Origin of the sequence: Dactylosporangium sp. CA-139066 (genome assembly GCF_050936175.1) — a bacterium.
GTDB lineage: Bacteria > Actinomycetota > Actinomycetes > Mycobacteriales > Micromonosporaceae > Dactylosporangium.
The window spans coordinates 2119035-2136055 of sequence record NZ_JBNJNH010000001.1 but is presented as its reverse complement, the minus strand read 5'-3'; the positions used below and the strand labels follow the sequence as shown (position 1 = coordinate 2136055).

The window sequence follows — 17021 nt, the reverse complement described above, 5'->3', positions numbered from 1 at the left end:
ATCTCCTTCAGAGGTGGTAAACGGAAACCGCGACGAGGCCGACGCCGGCGAGGGTGATGCCGGCGGCGGCGAGGATCGGGGCCACGTGGGTGGCGCGGTGCAGCAGCGAGCGGGTCCGCGCCGCGCGCTCGATCAGGGAACTGCCGGCGACGGCGAGGACGCCGACGCCGAACAGCACGACGGCCATGCCGATGCCGAACGTCAGCACGAGCAGCAGCGCGAACCCGGCCCGGCCGATGAACAGCCCGGTGGCCAGGACCAGGAAGGCGGCGGGCGAGGGCGTGAGGCCGCCGGAGACGCCGAGCAGGATCAACCCGGGGCGTTTGTGCTCGTGGTGGTGGTGGTGTCTTCTCGCATTTCGGCGGATGAGCCAAAGCCCGGTGAACAGGACGAGCAGGCCCGCGGCCAGCTGGAGCCAGGTGGTCAGCCGTTCCATGCGGATCACGTCGGACAGCGTCAGGAACGTCCACAGCAGACCGATGACGAGGACCGACAGCGTGTGCATGACGGCGACCGAGCCGCCGAGCCAGGCGGCGTCGCGCACGCGGCCGCGGGAGCCGGCGAGGTACGCGGCGGCGAGGCTCTTGCCGTGCCCGGGCATGACCGCGTGACCGGCGCCGGCGGCGAAGGCGAGCACGAACGCGATGGCGGGCACGCCCGGCGAGTGCAGGATGTCCTGGAGGCGGTCGCTCATCGGCGCAGCCGCCTCGTCAGCAGGAACACCGCGACTGCGACGAGCAGCACCCCGCCGACGACGGCGGAGATCTGCCAGGCCGCGCTGCGACCGAGATCCGAGCCGGGGGCGCCGATCGCCCAGTCGTGGGAGTCCGCGCCCTGCCGGTACACGGCGCGCTCACCGCCCGGGCCGGTGGCCAGGGTCTGGTACGCCGGGTTGAGGTCCGTCAGCATCCGCACGACCACGGAGGCGGTGCCGACCGGGCCGGGGCAGGCGTAGTCGACGGTCACGCCGGCCTTCGCGAGGTCGGCGGGCGGCTCGACCGTGCCGGCGCAGGCCCGGCCGGCGCTGGCGACGGTGATCTGGCGCAGCAGGTAGGCGGAGAACGCCGGCGACGGGCCGATCGCGGCCGCGTCGGCGTCGCGGTAGAACACGGCGCCGTCGAGCATGACGCGGTCCGGCGGCAGCAGGCCGAGGGAGACGCCGAGCAGGGTCAGGTCGTCGAGGCCGCCGACCTTCCAGCGGACCCGGACGACCTCGGGCCGTGCGCCGTCGGCGGCGACGGTGACCGTCTGCGGGTCACCGAACGGGTGCGCCGCGGCGGGCGCGGGCGCGGCGAGCACGGCCGCCAGCGTCAGGGCACCCGCGAGGAGGCGTCCGAGTTGTGCCAAGGAGAACGCTCCGTGAGTGCGACATCGGTTGCGCCGGGCCAGTCTGCCCGGCGCAACCGAAACTCACAGGCTTCTCTCAGCCAGCAACAGGCAACGCCGACGTGAACATCAGATCTTGACGTCGCCGCACAGGTGGACGACCAGGCCGAGCTCCTGGAACAGCGCGGCCTTGGCCAGCAGCGCCCGGTCGGCCGCGTCGGCGTCGGGGCAGTAGGCGACCTGGACGTGGTTGGCCTTGTGCCGCGCCATCAGCTGGTCGCGGCCGACGCCGTGCAGCACGGCGTGCATGATGGGCCACTGCCGGTCGGTGGCGTCGAGGCGGCGCTGGGTCTCCTGCGGCGGCAGGCTGCGCACGTGCGCGCGGCCCAGGTCGACGTGCAGCACACCGTCCATGATGAACACCCGCGACCAGACGATGTCGCCCGGCTTGGAGACGCCGCTGAGGGTGCCGCCGCCGAGGGGGAAGAACATCGGCGGCTGGCGCATGCTGTAGCTCTTGTCGTAGCCGCCGTTGTGCGACGCCGGCACCGAGCCGGAGATCTCGAAGACCCAGACGAACTCGCCCTCGTACTCCTGGCCCCACCGGATGTCGTGCAGCGTCGTGGCCGGGTCGAAGCCCATCGCCGTCCACAGCCGGTTGGTCACCAGCGCGTCGACGGCCACGCCCTCGTCGACCTCGTTGAAGTGCGGCAGCGGTACGCCGGCGTAGAGCTCCCGGCTCCCGTCCCGGCTGCGCACCGGCGGGCGCTCCACGTTGTTGAGCAGCCCCTCGGCGAGGTCGCTGGCCGGCACCGTGTCCTTCAGGCCCTGCTGGTACTGGATGCCCACCGCGTCGAGGCCGAAGTCGTCGCTGATGCGAAGCGCCGCGATGTACATCTTGAACTGGCTCGTCACCTGCGCCTCGGTGAGCTCGCTGGCCTCGTCGGTGCCGAAGTGGAACGTGAAGCCGCGCTCGTCGAGCCAGGCCCGCACCGCGGCGGCCTCGGCGTCGCCGACCCGGTTCATCTCCGCGACGAGCGCGCTCTGCGACAGCCGTTCCTTGTAGATGCCGAGCGGGTTGAGCAGTTCGTCGTCGAAGATGGCGTTGTACATCCCCATGCAGCCCTCGTCGAACACCCCGATGACGGCCTTCTCGTCGCGCAGCTGACGGGCCAGCGCGGTGCCGAGGACGACTTCGGGCGAGCCCTCGTCCAGCGGCGGCAGGTCCCGCACGTGGGACAGGTCGTGCACCACCTCCCCCGTCTCCAGCCACTGCCGCAGCCCGTCGACCGCCCACGGGTCGGTGAAGTCCTCGCTCCACAGCGCCGAGTGGTGCACGCCGGCCTTGGTGAGGCTGGCGGTGAGGTTCAGCAGCCCGACGAGGCCGGGGAAGCCGCCGGACCAGTTCGCGACGATGAGGATCGGGCCCTCGTGCGTGCGCAGGCCGGCGAGGACGTGGTGGCTGTACTGCCACACCGCCTCCACGACGATCAGCGGCGCGTCGCGCGGGATCGTCTTGAACACCTCGATGCCCATGCGCTGGCTGTCGATGAAGCCGTGGCCCTTGGCCGCGTCGAACGCGTGGGTGCGGTGCGCCTGCCAGCCCAGCCGGCCCAGCGCCGCGGTGACGTCGGACTCGAGCTTCTCCTGGGTGGGCCAGCAGCGGATGTTGGCGCTCGGCCGGAGGTCGCCGCTGGCCACCAGGTAGGCGGTGGTCGGCTCGGCGGCCGGCCGCCGCAGCGGTACCGGCAGCGGGTACGAAATCGTCATTTCTCCTCCGGTGGAGTCGTGGGGGCAGTGAGCGAAACGGTGTCGCCCGCGCGAAGGGCGACGCCGGTGGCCTCGAGCCGGCCGAGCGACGGGTGCTCGACGGTGAGCCGGACCAGGTCGAGGGATCCGCCGTGCAGCACCAGCGCGGCGCCGTCCGGGCCGACCTCGGCCTCGCCCCAGCCGCCGCCGGTGGTGAAGACGGAGCGGACGACGGGCGCGTCGAGGCGGGGGCGGATGGTCAGGGTGGCCGCGGGCGCGTCGTAGTCGACGCCGCTGAGCGCGAGCAGGGGCCCCCAGCTGGCCAGCGACCGGGCGTAGTGGTTGCCGCACTCGGCCTCGTTCCACGGGCTGCGGCGCCGCCCGTCGTGCCGGTCCCGCACGGCGCGGACGATGCGCAGGCCCTCCTCGACGAGGCCCTCGTAGATGAGGTGGGTGGCGACCTGGTACTCGATGCCGGTCCACACCTCGTCGCAGTACACGAACGGGATCCGGGGCCGCCCGCCCCGCGGCCACGAGCACAGCACCAGCCCGGCCTCGTCGCCGAGGGCATAGGTGCGCTGCACGCTGTGGTGCTCCGCGAGCGTTTCCCGGAAGTTGTACCTCCACACGGCGCCGATCGCCGAGCGCACATGGCCGGCGGGCAGCACGTGCCCGAGCCCGGCGACATGGGCGAGCTGCTGGCCGAGGAGCTGGTCGCTGAGGCAGCCGGTGCCGTACTGGTAGCGGTGCTCGTCGACGTCGTCGAGGCGCTGCTCGTAGTACTCGCCGTTGTAGAGCAGGGCGTCCATCCGCTCGGCGCAGCGCCCGGCGGCCTCCCGGTAGCGCGCGGCGTCGGCGTCCTCGCCGAGCCGCTCAGCCATCCGGGCGCCGGCGTGCAGCGCGGCCACGAACATCGAGTTGGCCAGCGAGTTGGGCCCGAAGAACTCGATGTCGTACGTGTTGTGCTGCTTGCTGTCGAGCACCCCGTCGCCGTCGGCGTCCCACTCCCGGAACGCGAAGTCCAGGGCCCGCCGGGCGCCCGGGTACAGCCCGGCCAGCCACGCGTCGTCGCCGGCGAAGCGCCACTCGCGGTACAGCCGCACGATCGCGCCGAGCTGCCCGTCGACGGCCGGATGAAACTCCCACGGCGCGTTGCCGAAGACGCTGTTGGCGCGGAAGTTCATCCGCCCGTCCGCGCGGGTCTCGTGCCGGAACTCGGTCTCCCGGGCGCTGCGCTCGAGCTCCGGGAAGAGGAACGCGGCCGACTGCGCGTAGTTCCACACGTGCGTGCAGGTGCCCTCGCAGCTGCCGGCGTGCTCGAAGCTGCCCTCCCACGCGGCGAACACCCGGTTCTCCAGCACGAAGCACGTCGTGCTGCGCAGCACCGCGAGGTTGGCGGCGGCCGCGTCGACCACCGCGGCCGGCAGCGTCCCGCCGTGCAGCGCCTGGTGGAACCGGCGCGTCTGCGCCTCGAGCCCGGGCAGCCGCGCCGCGAGGTGCGCGGCCACGCCCCACGCGTCGGCGAACCGGGTGGCATAGTGGTTGCGCACGACGTCGCCCGCCCCGGCGTTGTCGAGCCCGATGTTGCCCTGCCAGGCGCGGGCCCGGTTCGGGAAGTGCCACGCGAGCAGGAACTCGAAGTCCCGTTCTTCCTGTGGCGCAAGGGTTTTGACGATGCCGAGCGAGCCGACGCGCAGCCGCGTGAACCAGTCGGGGTGCGGCGGCGGGTCGAGGCTCTCGACGGTCTCCGGCTCGAGCCGCCCGTCCTGGCGCAGGTCGTCCCAGAACACCTGGACGCCGTCCTGCCAGAACCCGCTGAGCCACTGGGGTTTCGCGGTCACGTCCCGGTCGGTGGTGGTGAGCGCCGCGCTGCCGAAGCGCAGGTCGCGCTCGCCGAGGTCGGTGCCGAACCGGATGCCCCGGATGCCGTCCTCGTCGCGCCACTCGTTGCGCGGATGCCCCGCGAACTCCGGGAAGTGGAACACGTTGCGCCCCACGATCCCGACGGGGTTGGCCATCGACCCGGCCACGGTGACGTCGGCTGGTTCGGCGCCGGTGTTCTTCACGGTGTACCGCAGCACGGCCCCCGGAATCCCGGAGTCATCCACGTCGAGCGGCACCAGCGGCGTGAACGCGGTCAGCGTGACCTCGAGCCCCAGCCCGGGGTCGGCCAGCTCGACCTGCAGCAGCGGGTACTCGCCGCGCATCCGGCTGCTCTGCAGTCGCGGCAGCCCGGCCAGCCGCCCGGCGTCGTAGCCCTGGTCCCCTTCGTGCGGCGGCCGCAGGCGCCCCTCCAGCACGCGGGTGACCGGCTCGTGCCCGTCGCGGGCGACCCGGACCGCGAAGAACGTGAACGGCAGGCTCGCCCCCTTGCCGGGCGCGTTGGCGAGCTCCCAGTCGCGCAGCTCCCCGCGCGCCCCGATCGACACGTTGCCGGTGCCGATGCCGCCGAGCGGGAACGCCGCCACGGCGTCGGCGCCGTCCAGGACCCGGCTCATGCCCGCGCCGCCAGGGCGTGCGCGATGCGCTCGGTGGCCGGGTACAGCTCGAGGTACAACTGGTAGAGCTCCTCGTACCGCGCGGTCGCCGGTGGGTCCGGCCGCACGGTTTCGACGACCGGGTTCCAGTCCTCGATGCTGACGGGGTGCCCGGCGCGGGCGGCCAGGAAGGCGGCGCCGTAGCTCGCGCCGATCGTCTTCTCCGCGACGACCTGGTCCCGCCCGGTGACGTCGGAGACGATCCGCGCCCAGAGCCCGCCCTGCGTCCCGCCGCCGACGGCGACGATCCGCTCGATCCGCCCGCCGGCCGCCTCGATCGCCTCGATGTTGTGCTGCACCCCGAACGCGGTCGCCTCGAGCGCCGCCCGGTACAGGTCCCCGCGGTTGTGTTCCACGGTGAGCCCCGCGATGACCCCGCGCGCGTCGGGGTCGGCGATCGGCGTGCGCTCCCCCGCGAAGTACGGCAGCATGAGCAGCCCCCGCGCCCCGATGCCCGACTCGCGCGCCTCCTCCAGCAGCCGCGGGTACCCCGGCCCGCCGACGAGGTCGTGCAGCCACGAGGTGATGGCGCCGGAGGTGGCCATGCCGGCCGCGAGGTTGCGCGTGCCGGGGAACGCCCCGGTCGTTCCCCACAGCACGCCGGAGCCGTTGCGCACGGCGGTGGTGTGGACGAGGAACATCGTCGTGCCGTACATGAGCATGAGGTCCCCGAGCCGGTGCGCCCCCACGCTGACCGCCTCCGACCAGGCGTCGATGGTCCCCGCGATGACGGGCGTCCCGGCGGCGAGGCCCGTCTGCTCGGCGGCCCCGGCGGTCACGCCCCCGACGACGTCCCCCGGCCACACGAGCGGCGGCAGCTCGATCCCGCCGCGGAGCCGCTCGGCCCAGGGCCCGTACCAGTCCATGCCGTCCGCGTCGTACATCGGCGTGCACTGGCTCGCCGAGTGCTGGTCGAGGTAGTAGCGTCCGGTGAGCCGCCACCCGAGCCAGTTGGACGGCATGAACAGCCGCCGCGCCCCGGCCCAGTGGCCGGGCTCGTGCTCGGCCAGCCAGGCGAGCTTGGGCCCGACGCTCTGCGTCGACAGCGCCGACCCGCTGCGCTCGCGGATGGCGTCGGCTCCCCCGAGCTCGTCGGTGAGCCGGGCGATCTGCCGGGTGGCGCGCGTGTCGACCCCGTAGAGGATGCCGGCCCGCAGCGGCCGGCCGCCTTCGTCGGCGATGACCACGCACGGCCCCATGCCACTGACGCCCACGGCCTTGACGTCACGGTCGCCCGGCGCCGCGTCCAGCAGCTCCCGGACGATGGAGACGGCTTCCTCCCACCAGACCTCGGCGTCCATCTCCACGTGCCCGGCTCGCGGCCGGCGCACGTCGTGCTGCCGCGTGGCGCTGGCGAGGATCGCCCCCTGCAACGAGACGAGCACGCCTTTGGTGCTCGAGGTCCCGACGTCGATGCCGACGACCGCGGCGCTGTTCGTCATGGTAGCCAAGATGGCAGAAATCGATTTCACCGTCAATGCCGCGCGCGGCCGGGAACTCCCCCAGGAACGCACGCGTTCCCGCACGCTCCCCCTGAATCCCTTGCAAACCAACAGTGTTCGCCGCTGCCGGGGAAGTCTCGGCGCGGGCGTGGTGAGCCGGGGATGCGGCTAGTGCGGCGCTACCCGGTTGCGCAGGACGATCGTGCGGGCCGGCTGGTTGTCGCCGTTGATCCGCTCCAGCAGCAGGTTGGCCGCCGTGGTGCCGATCAGCCGCGCCGGGAGGTGGACGACCGTGATGGGCAGCGGGACCAGCGGGACGAACGGCAGGTCGCCGAAGATGGCCAGGCCCGTGGTCGGCGGCAGGATGCCGCGCTCCGCCAGCACCTGCAGGGCGCCGACGCTCATCAGGTTGTTGGCGACAAAGACGGCGTCGGGGGGCTTCGGCAGCTCCAGCAGCTCTGCCATCGCCTGCTCGCCGCCGTCGACGCGGAAGTTCGCGTAGCGCAGCAGGTCCGGGTCCGGCTTCACGCCCGCGGCGGTCAACGCGTCCGCCCAGCCGTCCGCGCGGCCGGTGGCCGTCTCCACGTCCCTCGGGCCCGTGATGCACGCGATCCGGCGGTGGCCGGCCTCCAGGAGGGCCTTCGTGGCCGAGCGGCCTCCCGCGCGGTTGTCGACCGTCACCGCGTCGATGTCGAAGCCGTGCGGGCCGCGGTCGACCGCGACGACCGGGCGGCCGCGCTCGATGAGCTCGCTGACGTCGCTGTGGTCGCCGGCGGCGGCCAGGATCACCCCGGCCATGTTCGCGCCGATGGCGATGTCCAGGTAGCGGGCCTCTTTATCATGATCTTCGTCGGTGTTGCACAGGACGACCGAGTAGCCGGCGGCCTGGGCCACGTCCTCGACGCCGCGGGCCAGGGAGGTGAAGAACGGGTTTTCGATGTCCGGGATGACCAGCGCTATGACTTCGGAGTTCTGGCGGCGCAACGTGCGGGCCGTGCGGCTCGGGCGGAACGACAGGGCCTCCGCGGCCTCGCGCACGCGTTTGGAGCGCTCGGGGCTGACGTTCATCCCGTTCATGACGCGCGACACGGTCGCCGGGGAGACGCCGGCCAGACGGGCAACCTCGTAAATCGTCGACATGACTCCCCTGTCGTCCCCGGGCCGGATCCCACCGTACCTGCGAGTTTATCCGGCACGTGGCGCGATGATTGACACGCTGTCCCGGCGCAGCCTACAGTCCGGTGAAATCGATTGCACGCAATTGTGATCACCCATACGCCCACGGCGACGAGACGGCCGTACACGGCAAGGGAGCCCAGACAAGCTATGAACCCGATTTCGCGGCTGCGGGCCGTACAGACGCGGTCCATCAGTCCGGAGAACTTCGACGGGTCGGCGGGCGGCGGGGGCCGCGCCACCGAAGGCACCGGGGCGTCGTGCGCCCGCGACCTCGGGCCGGGGTGGAAGATCTCGCCGAGCGTCGACATCGAGCCGGGCGACACGTTCACGCTGGGCCGCATCGAGGGCGCCGGGCGCATTACGCACTTCTGGATCACCACCCACAAGGACAACTGGCGCACGCTCATGCTGCGCGCCTACTGGGACGGGCGGGACGAGCCCGCCGTCGAGGTGCCCTACGGCGACTTCTTCTGCAACGGCTGGGGCGAGTTCGCCCAGGTCAACTCCCAGATGGTGGCGTCCAACCCGCACGGCGGGTTCAACTCCTACTGGCCGATGCCGTTCCAGGACGGCGCGCGCCTCACGATCGAGAACACGTCCGTCGTGCCGGTCCGGGTGTACTACCAGATCACCTACGAGATCGGCGGCGACTACAGCGACGAGGGCTACTTCCACGCCCAATGGCGGCGCAGCAACCCGCTGGAGTACCTCAAGACCCACGTCCTGCTCGACGACGTCGTCGGCGCGGGGCACTACGTCGGCACGTATCTGGCCTGGGGCGTCAACAGCAACGGCTGGTGGGGCGAGGGCGAGATGAAGTTCTACCTCGATGACGACGACGAGTACCCGACCATCTGCGGCACCGGCACCGAGGACTACTTCGGCGGCGCGTGGAACTTCGACGTCCCCGGGCAGGGGTACACCGCGTTCTCCACCCCGTACCTGGGCATGCCGCAGGTCATCCGGCCCGACGGGCTCTACGTCAGCCAGCAGCGCTTCGGGCTGTACCGCTGGCACGTCCCCGACCCGATCCACTTCGCGAGCCGGCTGCGCGTCGAAGTCCAGGCCCTCGGCTGGCGGTCCGGCTGGCGCTACCTGCCGCTGCGCGACGACATCGCGTCCACGTCGGTGTTCTACCTCGACCGGCCGGTCACCAACCGGCCGCCGACGCCGAGCGCCGACGACCTGGAGATCCACTTAGGCGCCGCGCCGGTACCCGACCTCGGCGCACAACCCCCGAGGCACCCGGACTGAACCCGGCCGCGGCCCCACGTCTGCGGGACCCGGCCCACCGCGCCGCACCGGGCGGCGCGGCGGGTCCCGAGGTAAGGAGCCAGCAGTGCCCCTTCGAAGCACCCTGGGAAGGACCGCCGCCGCCACCGCGGTTCTCGCCCTCACCACCACCGGGCTCGTCGCGCTCGCCGCGGCGCCGGCCCTGGCCACGTCGGCGCACACGCCGGCGAGCCTCGTCGAGAAGCTCACGGGGCCGGACGGCCCGAACAACACCTGGGGCCGGTGGGACGTGAAGGCCACCGACCTCGGCATCCTGTGGGACAACGGCGCCGGGCAGACCCTGGCCGCGTTCGGCGACACGTTCGGCGACGCCTGGGTCGGCCCGGGCGGCGGTGCCCTCGGGCCCGGCGACGCGTACTGGCGCAGCAACGTCCTGCTCCGCTCGGGCGACACCAACCTGGCCGACGGCATGCACTTCGACAGCGCCGTCACCGGATCCGACGGCCGGGCCCGGGAGATCGTGCCGGGGCTGCACCAGGCGGACGGCACCGGCGAGGTGACGAAGATCCCGACCGCGGGCATCGCGGTCGGCACGCGGCAGTACCTGTCGTTCATGTCGGTGCGCCACTGGGGCGCGCCCGGGCAGTGGGACACCAACTACGCCCGGATCGCGTACTCCGACGACAACGGCGTCACGTGGTCCACCGGCGGCACGCCGACGTGGAACAACCCCGGGTTCAACGACCACTTCCAGATGCAGGCGTTCGCCCGCAACGGCGGCTACGTGTACGTCTACGGCACGCCCAGCGGCCGCAACGGCAGCGCCTACGTGGCCCGCGTCCCGGAGGCGCAGATGCTGACCCAGAGCGCGTACCAGTACTGGAACGGCAGCACCTGGGTCACGAACAACGAGGCGGCCGCGGTCGCGGTCGTCGGCGCCCCGGTGTCGGAGCTGTCGGTACGCTACGACAGCTGGAGCGGCAAGTGGCTCATGATGTACCTGCAGGGCGAGGACATCATCCTGCGCACGGCGACCAGCCCGCAGGGCCCGTGGAGCGGCACACAGGTGGTCGTCAGCTCGGCGGACTACCCCGGCCTGTACGGCGGTTTCATGCACCCGTGGAGCGCCGGCGGCACAATCTACTTCACGATGTCACAGTGGGACCCGTACAACGTGTACCTGATGAAGGTGCAGATCAACACGGCCGGGCAGATCGTCAACCCGAACCTCATGGGTGACCCGAGCCTCGAGCGGGGCGCCCTCAACGGCACGGGCACCGGCGGATTCTGGGCCTGCACCGGCAACTGCGGCATCGACAACGCACACTGGGGCTACTCGGGCGACCGCAACGCCTTCGCGCGGTACAATCAGGGCTGGCAGGACGTGCACCAGACGGTGCCGGTGGCCGCCAACACCAACTACCAGCTGACCGGCTGGCTGCGCACGTCACCGAACAGCGACAACGGCTTCTTCGGCGCCCGCGACACCAACGGCGTCGTCATCTCCGAGGCACACTTCGCCTCGGTCGGACCGTGGACAAGGTTCGTGGTGAACTTCAACAGCGGCAACCGCACGGCCGTCGCCGTCTACGGCGGCGTGTGGACCGACCACGGCGACATCTGGATCCAGCTCGACGACTTCTCGGTCGTCAAGGCCTGAGCACGGCGGTGGCCACGTCCACTGTGGACGTGGCCACCTCTCAGCCCCTGCCTTGCTCCGGGCCGTGGTGGCAAGTCCGCGCTCGGGGCCGTGGGGGCAAGCCCACACTCCAGGCCGCGGCGACAAGCCCACACTCCAGGCCGCGGCGACAAGCCCACACTCCAGGCCGCGGCGACAAGCCCACGCTCCAGGCCGCGGCGACAAGCCCACGCTCCAGGCCGCGACGGCAAGCCCACGCTCCAGGCCGTGGCGACAAGTCCACGCTCCAGGCCGTGGCGACAAGTCCACGCTCCAGGCCGTGGTGGCAAGTCCGCAGATTTACTTGGACGGGGGGCTGACAAACGACGCTCGGCCGATGGTGGCGGGCGCTGGCGCGCCCGCTGCAACGCATTAGCGTGGTCCGGGTTCGTCGTTGCCCACCGGACATTCCTCCGGGCCGTCTGCCGCCGGCGGGCTCGCGCGGGTCATCATTCGGTGGTCCAGGTTGAAATGTGGTGGGGCGTTGGGATATTGGTTTTCCGAGTGCGCGTGCCTCAATTTTTGAAGACGGCGGATTTGCGTCACGGGCTGCGTATTCTCGGAGCCTGATCGGGCCGACAACAATGGCGTCGGGGATGCCGGGTCGCATTTGGGTGCGGCCTTGCGCGGCGGCGTCTCGGTTGCGCGATCGTTCTGGCTGCTGTCGCCTGCGGCCGGTCCGGCGGGGTCGGAAGTCGCAGCCGGCGATGGTGCCAGCGCTGGATCAGGGGCGGGAGCCGAGGCAGGCGTCGGCGGCGGAGCTGGGGCGGAAGCTGGGGCCGGAGGCGGCGCCGGTTCGGTCCGATGGTCAGCGCCCGCGGCCACCGCTGCGGCCTTCTCGCGAGCCCGACGCAGCCGCTCGGCGTGCCGCCTGACAAGCCCCCAATCCCGGTGCCGTTGATGTTCCCGCCGAAACTGCTCATTCACAGGAGAATAACTTCGCGCCCTGCTCCGATCACGCATGGCAGCCATTTCCTGCCTGGTAAACAACTGCAGCTGCCCCATACAAGAATTATCCCAGCACCCGCCCAAAAAAACCGCCCCGAGCACCATCCAAAATTCAGATGACGCAAACCCTCAACGGCCCGGACCACCGACTGATGACCCGCACGAGCCCGCCGGCGGCAGACGGCCTGGAGGAATGTCCGGTGAGCAACGACGGACCCGGACCACGCTAATGCGTTGCAGCGGGCGCGCCAGCGCCCGCCACCATCGGCCGAGCGTCGTTTGTCAGCCCCCCCGTCCAAGTAAATCTGCGCTCTTGCCACGACGGCCCGCCACGGACACGGTCACGGCACGCACGGACGCACGACACGCACCCGAGCACGACACGCACCCGAGCACGACACGCGCGCGGGCACGGCACGCACGCGAGCACGGCGCACCGGCCCTGCGCCATCGCCATCAGCGGGGTCAGGCGGCCGGAGCCGCGGTGCGCGACCGGGACTGGGCGCGGACCTGGCGTGGCCCGGGAGTCACGGGCCGCGGCCACGGCGGACGTCGCGGTAGCCCGGAGCTATTTGATGCCCGAGATGCGCACGCCGTTGACGATGAAGCGCTGGAAGAACAGTAGCAGCAGGATCGTCGGCAGCGACGCGAGCGCGGAGCCGGCCATGAGCAGGCCCCAGTCGTTGCCGCGTTCGGAGCGGAACGAGCCCAGGAACTGCATGATCTGCATGAGGTTGGGGTCGGTGATGGTGAGGATCGGCCAGACGTAGGCGTTCCAGTACGCAAGGTACGCGGTGATGCCCATGACGGCGAACGGTGCGCCCGACTGTGGCAGGAAGATGCGCACGAAGATCTGCCAGCTGGTGGCGCCGTCGATGCGGGCGGCCTCCTCGATCGCGATCGGCACGCCGAGGTAGAACTGGCGCAGGAAGAACATCTGGGCGGCCGAGGCGACGCCGGGGATGATGAGCACCGCCATCGTGTTGAGCATCCCGAGCTTGCTGACCACCATGAACGACGTCAGCAGGATCGCCATCACCGGGATGAACATGGGCAGGATGCAGTACAGCCACCAGAATCGCTTGCCGGGGAAGTCCAGGCGGGCGAAGGCGTAGGCGGCCATCGAGTTCACCGCGAGGCTCAGGGCGGTGAAGATGAGCGCGCCGATGAACGTGACCGCCATGGATCTGGAGAACTGCGGGTCCTTGGCGATGGCGACGTAGTTGTCGAACTTCCACATGTCGGGGAAGAACTGGAACGGCGAGCGCAGCACCTCGGTCTTGCCCTTGAAGCCGGCCATCGCCATCCACGCCAGCGGAAACAGCACGCTGAGGCTGATGAGCGCGACCAGGACCGCGGAGGCGGTGCGCTGCAGCGGGGTCTTCTTCATCGCACGTCCCTCAGCCGTCGACGGACTTCTCGGAGTTGACCAGCCGGAAGATGACCAGCGAGATCAGCCCGAGGACGACGAACAGCAGCAGCGAGGCCGCCAGCGAGAAGCTCGTCGCGTAGGGGGTGAAGTCGCGGAACCGGTTGAAGATGTACAGGTTCGGCGTGACCGTCGAGTCGACGGGGCCGCCGTTGGTCATCACCAGCGGCAGGTCGAACATCTGGATCGCCAGCGTGCACTCGGTCACCAGCAGGTACAGCACCACGTTGCGCAGCAGCGGGATGGTGATGGAGAACGTGCGGCGCAGGTAGCCGGCGCCGTCGAGCTCGGCCGCCTCGTAGTACGCCTGCGGGATGTCCAGCAGGCCGGCGAGCATGATGAGCGTGGTGAGGCCGAAGCGCAGCCAGATGCCGGCGACCGCGATCGACGGCAGCGCCGTGTCGGGGTCGTTGAGCCAGTCGACCGGCCCGATGCTCAGGAAGCCGACGAGCCAGTTCGTGACGCCCTGGTCCTGGTACATGAACACGAAGATGACGGCGGCGATGACGGTGGACACGACCGCCGGGAGGTACACGGTGGTCTTCATGAACGCGGCCACCTTGCCGCTGAGCGACTTGATGAACGACGCCAGCAGCAGCGACAGGATCAGCTCGGCGGGGACCGTCAGCACGGTGTAGTACAGCCCGACGCCGAGCGCCTTGTAGAAGCCCGCGCTGGTGAGCACGTACTTGTAGAAGTCGAGGCCGACGAACTGCGACGGCTGGTAGAAGCTGATTTTGAAGGTGCTCAGGTAGAACGAGTAGAACAGCGGCCACACCACGAAGATGCCGAGCAGGATCACCATCGGCGCGATCATCAGGTAGGCGGTGACGCCGTCCCGGCCGCGCCCCCGCCGCCGCCTGGTCTTCCCGGCCGGCACATCGGGGGCGGGCGCCGCCTGCGCGATGCTCGCCGGGCTCATAGTCGACACGCGTCGACCCCCTTGGAATAGGGGCGCCCGGGAGCGCCGCGCGCGCTCCCGGGACGCCGGAACCGATGCTCGTCAGCTCTTGGGGGCGGTGCCCTTGAGCTCGGTCTTCATCGCCTTGGGCACGTCGGCGGTGTTCTTCATCGCCGACTCGACGGCGGTGCCGAAGGCCAGGGCGATGTCGAACGGGTACGCCGGCTCCTGCTTGCCGTGCGCGACGATCTGGTCGGAGATGACCTTCATGAACGGGTCGGCGGTCGCCTCGGGCGTGCCGGCCAGCGCGGTGTCGACCGAGGTCCGCACGGTGTACTTCGAGAAGCCGCTCGTCTTGAAGAAGTCCGCCATGATGGCCGGGTCGCCGGCGAGGAGGTACTTGATGAACTCGGCCGCCTGCTGCTTGTTCTTCGTCTTGCCGTCGACGGTCAGCGTCCAGCCGCCCAGCGTCGCGGTGGGCTTGCTCGGGTCGCCGTCGACGGACGGGAACGGCGCCACGGCGGTCTTGGCGACCATGGCGGGGTAGGTGTTCTTGAGCTGGCCGACCGCCCACGAGCCGTTGGCCATCATCGCGACCTCGCCCTGGCCGTACGGCAGCGCGTCGGGGTAGCCGACCTTCGGCTGGCGCGGCATGAGGTTGCCCTGGAACAGCGACTTGTAGAACTCGGCGACCTTGGCGAAGCAGGCGTCGGTGGCGCGGCCCTTCGACCAGTCGTCGGTGATCGGCAGGTAGCCGCAGGCGTTGTACTGCAACCCCCAGCTCGACCACGCGAGGTCCGCCGCGGTGGAGGCGATCGTCATGCCCTTGACGTTGCCGGAGGTGAGCTTGGTGGCCCAGGTGATGAGGTCGGCCCACGTCTTGGGCGGGCTGGCCGGGTCGAGGCCGGCCGCCTTCACGAGGTCGGTGCGGTAGTACAGCACCGTGGAGGGCTCGACCAGCATCGGGTAGGCGTAGTGCTTGCCGTTGATGGTCACGAAGCTCTTGACGTTGTCCTTGACGTCGGCGAAGGCCTCGGCCGGCAGCAGCCCGTCGAGCTCGGCGAACTGGCCCTGGGCGGCGCCGGCGGCGATGTTGCCATAGCTGGTCGTGGCGACGTCGGGCGCCTTACCCGCGGCCTGCGCGGCCTTGAGCTTCTGCTGCCACGTGTCGGCCGGCACGACCTGGTAGTCGACCTTGACCTTGTCCTGCGAGGCGTTGAACTGGTCCACGTACTTCTTGAACCACGTCTGCTGGTAGTCCTCGAACTTCTGCTGCCAGAACGTCACCACGGTCTTGCCGTCGGCGCTCTGCCCGCCGCCGCTGCCACAGCCGGCGAGGGCGGCTGCGGCGAGCACCACGGCGGTCAGCGAAGCCGCTATCTTTGAACGGGTCACGTGCCACTCCTCCTCAAACTTCATTTGCGATTGGATCGCACCAGGTCGGCTCGGTACCAGAACACGTTGTAGGGACCCCACAGCGACAGCGCGAAGTAGACGGTGCGTCCGTCGCCGCTCACGCGGGGCGATAGGAAGGGCGCGTACAGGCCCGGCGTGTCCGCCTGGGAGACGAGCGTGAAGCGGTCGCCCCACGGGCCCCACGGTGTGACGCCTTCGCGGATCACCGCGCTCTCGTCGGCGCCGCGGGTGTAGGTCATCAGCCAGCGCGACAGGTACGGGCTCCACACCACCGAGAGCTCGCCGGCCGTGTCGTCGACGACGGTCCGCGCGGCGGCGGGGTCGGCGCTCCACTGCGGCGCTCCGCCGGCGGCGGTCCCCGCGAAGTACCGGTAGGCCCGCTGGTCCTCCACGTCGCGCTCGGGGACCTTCATCAGCGAGACCGGGCCGAAGCGCCCGTGTGTGACGCCCCAGAAGTAGATGTCATCGCCCACCTTGGCCGTGCTGACCTGGATGAAGCGGCTGTCGCCGGGCCAGCGCGGGGCCTCGAGCTTCGCCCAGGTCTGCCCGCCGTCGGTGGACTTGGCGAACCCGGAGTAGTTGGTCTCCCACTCGCCGGGGTCGCCCCAGTGCCGCACCGACATGTACGCCAGGTACATGGCGCCGTTGGCCTCGAACCCGTACGTCGGGATCGTCGTCATCTCGGTGCCGTCGACCTTGCGGGAGTCGATCAGCTCCTTCGCCCAGCCGATGTCGTCCACGATGTAACCGTCGAGCCGCAGGCCGTCGGCGGGGTTGTCGTCGGTGGTGTACGCCAGGGTGTTGGACCGCCACTGGGTGCCGCCGCCGCCGGTGAGGCCGGGCTCGCGCTGACCGAACGTGTCGCCGAAGACCAGCCACGTCTTGCCGCCGGCCTCGAACATCGAGCCCAGGTCCTGGCCGGCGATCTCGAACCGGTCGGTGCGGTTCGGCGAGGCGGGCCCGGTCACCTGTGCGACCTGGCGCACCTGTGCCACACCGGCGAGCACGAGCGGCTCGTCACCATTCGCGATCATCGGCCCACTCCCCTTCGAGCAGCCTGCCGCCAGGACGCCCGAGACCGTCAGGAACGCCCAGGTGGCGATGGTGGTACGAGGTCGCATCGCCGCCCCCAAGTCGGACTCGGTTGGGTAGCAGTGAACCCGAGGAAATCGGTTTCGTCAAG

At 70.7% G+C, this 17021-nt stretch carries 12 protein-coding genes; 2 read left to right on the top strand and 10 right to left on the bottom strand.

All coding sequences use genetic code 11. The annotated features are described in order from the left end of the window. Positions 1–7 precede the first annotated feature (7 nt). From ACQEVU_RS09805 to ACQEVU_RS09780, 6 genes are all read right to left on the bottom strand, one after another. Positions 8–694, bottom strand: a complete 687-nt coding sequence (locus tag ACQEVU_RS09805) for a cobalt transporter (protein WP_433322283.1) — start codon at positions 692–694, stop codon at positions 8–10. Continuing rightward, complete coding sequence (locus ACQEVU_RS09800) at positions 691–1347, bottom strand: hypothetical protein (RefSeq protein WP_433322282.1); 657 nt, start codon at positions 1345–1347, stop codon at positions 691–693. Before ACQEVU_RS09800 ends, ACQEVU_RS09805 begins: the two co-directional genes overlap by 4 nt. A 108-nt stretch (positions 1348–1455) precedes the next feature. Next, positions 1456–3096 carry a fucose isomerase gene (locus ACQEVU_RS09795; protein WP_433322281.1) on the bottom strand — a complete coding sequence of 547 codons (1641 nt, stop codon included), beginning with the start codon at positions 3094–3096 and terminating at the stop codon, positions 1456–1458. After that, entirely contained in the window at positions 3093–5573 is a 2481-nt protein-coding gene (locus tag ACQEVU_RS09790; RefSeq protein ID WP_433322280.1) for a GH116 family glycosyl-hydrolase, read from the bottom strand. Before ACQEVU_RS09790 ends, ACQEVU_RS09795 begins: the two co-directional genes overlap by 4 nt. Further along, a complete protein-coding gene (locus ACQEVU_RS09785; protein ID WP_433322279.1) occupies positions 5570–7054 on the bottom strand; it encodes an FGGY-family carbohydrate kinase in 1485 nt (494 codons plus the stop codon). Before ACQEVU_RS09785 ends, ACQEVU_RS09790 begins: the two co-directional genes overlap by 4 nt. 168 nt (positions 7055–7222) lie before the next feature. After that, positions 7223–8194, bottom strand: coding sequence for a LacI family DNA-binding transcriptional regulator (locus ACQEVU_RS09780; RefSeq protein ID WP_433322278.1), 972 nt, complete (start codon positions 8192–8194; stop codon positions 7223–7225). Positions 8195–8380: 186 nt separating this feature from the next. Between ACQEVU_RS09780 and ACQEVU_RS09775 the strand changes: the two genes are divergently transcribed. Both ACQEVU_RS09775 and ACQEVU_RS09770 read left to right on the top strand, forming a co-directional pair. Next, positions 8381–9487: a glycoside hydrolase family 172 protein gene (locus ACQEVU_RS09775; RefSeq protein ID WP_433322277.1), complete on the top strand. Its 1107-nt coding sequence runs from the start codon at positions 8381–8383 to the stop codon at positions 9485–9487. Positions 9488–9572: 85 nt separating this feature from the next. Continuing rightward, on the top strand, positions 9573–11126 hold the full coding sequence (locus ACQEVU_RS09770) for a DUF4185 domain-containing protein (RefSeq protein ID WP_433322276.1): 1554 nt from the start codon (positions 9573–9575) through the stop codon (positions 11124–11126). 1534 nt (positions 11127–12660) lie between these two features. Here the strand turns inward: ACQEVU_RS09770 and ACQEVU_RS09765 are convergent. The 4 genes from ACQEVU_RS09765 to ACQEVU_RS09750 all read right to left on the bottom strand — a co-directional run bounded on the left by ACQEVU_RS09765 (position 12661) and on the right by ACQEVU_RS09750 (position 16872). Next, entirely contained in the window at positions 12661–13482 is an 822-nt protein-coding gene (locus ACQEVU_RS09765; RefSeq protein WP_433322275.1) for a carbohydrate ABC transporter permease, read from the bottom strand. Positions 13483–13492: 10 nt separating this feature from the next. Next, complete coding sequence (locus tag ACQEVU_RS09760; RefSeq protein WP_433334876.1) at positions 13493–14443, bottom strand: carbohydrate ABC transporter permease; 951 nt, start codon at positions 14441–14443, stop codon at positions 13493–13495. A gap of 81 nt (positions 14444–14524) precedes the next feature. Then, positions 14525–15817, bottom strand: a complete 1293-nt coding sequence (locus ACQEVU_RS09755; RefSeq protein ID WP_433322274.1) for an ABC transporter substrate-binding protein — start codon at positions 15815–15817, stop codon at positions 14525–14527. Positions 15818–15837: 20 nt separating this feature from the next. Further along, positions 15838–16872, bottom strand: a complete 1035-nt coding sequence (locus ACQEVU_RS09750) for a DUF4185 domain-containing protein (RefSeq protein WP_433322273.1) — start codon at positions 16870–16872, stop codon at positions 15838–15840. Positions 16873–17021: the final 149 nt, after the last annotated feature.

What these genes read in the sequence shown, in the direction of transcription:
- ACQEVU_RS09805 (WP_433322283.1), bottom strand. Translation starts at nt 694, where the DNA reads ATGAGCGACCGCCTCCAGGACATCCTGCACTCGCCGGGCGTGCCCGCC.
- ACQEVU_RS09795 (WP_433322281.1), bottom strand. Translation starts at nt 3,096, where the DNA reads ATGACGATTTCGTACCCGCTGCCGGTACCGCTGCGGCGGCCGGCCGCC.
- ACQEVU_RS09750 (WP_433322273.1), bottom strand. Translation starts at nt 16,872, where the DNA reads ATGATCGCGAATGGTGACGAGCCGCTCGTGCTCGCCGGTGTGGCACAG.
- ACQEVU_RS09785 (WP_433322279.1), bottom strand. Translation starts at nt 7,054, where the DNA reads ATGACGAACAGCGCCGCGGTCGTCGGCATCGACGTCGGGACCTCGAGC.
- ACQEVU_RS09760 (WP_433334876.1), bottom strand. Translation starts at nt 14,443, where the DNA reads ATGAGCCCGGCGAGCATCGCGCAGGCGGCGCCCGCCCCCGATGTGCCG.
- ACQEVU_RS09775 (WP_433322277.1), top strand. Translation starts at nt 8,381, where the DNA reads ATGAACCCGATTTCGCGGCTGCGGGCCGTACAGACGCGGTCCATCAGT.
- ACQEVU_RS09765 (WP_433322275.1), bottom strand. Translation starts at nt 13,482, where the DNA reads ATGAAGAAGACCCCGCTGCAGCGCACCGCCTCCGCGGTCCTGGTCGCG.
- ACQEVU_RS09790 (WP_433322280.1), bottom strand. Translation starts at nt 5,573, where the DNA reads ATGAGCCGGGTCCTGGACGGCGCCGACGCCGTGGCGGCGTTCCCGCTC.
- ACQEVU_RS09780 (WP_433322278.1), bottom strand. Translation starts at nt 8,194, where the DNA reads ATGTCGACGATTTACGAGGTTGCCCGTCTGGCCGGCGTCTCCCCGGCG.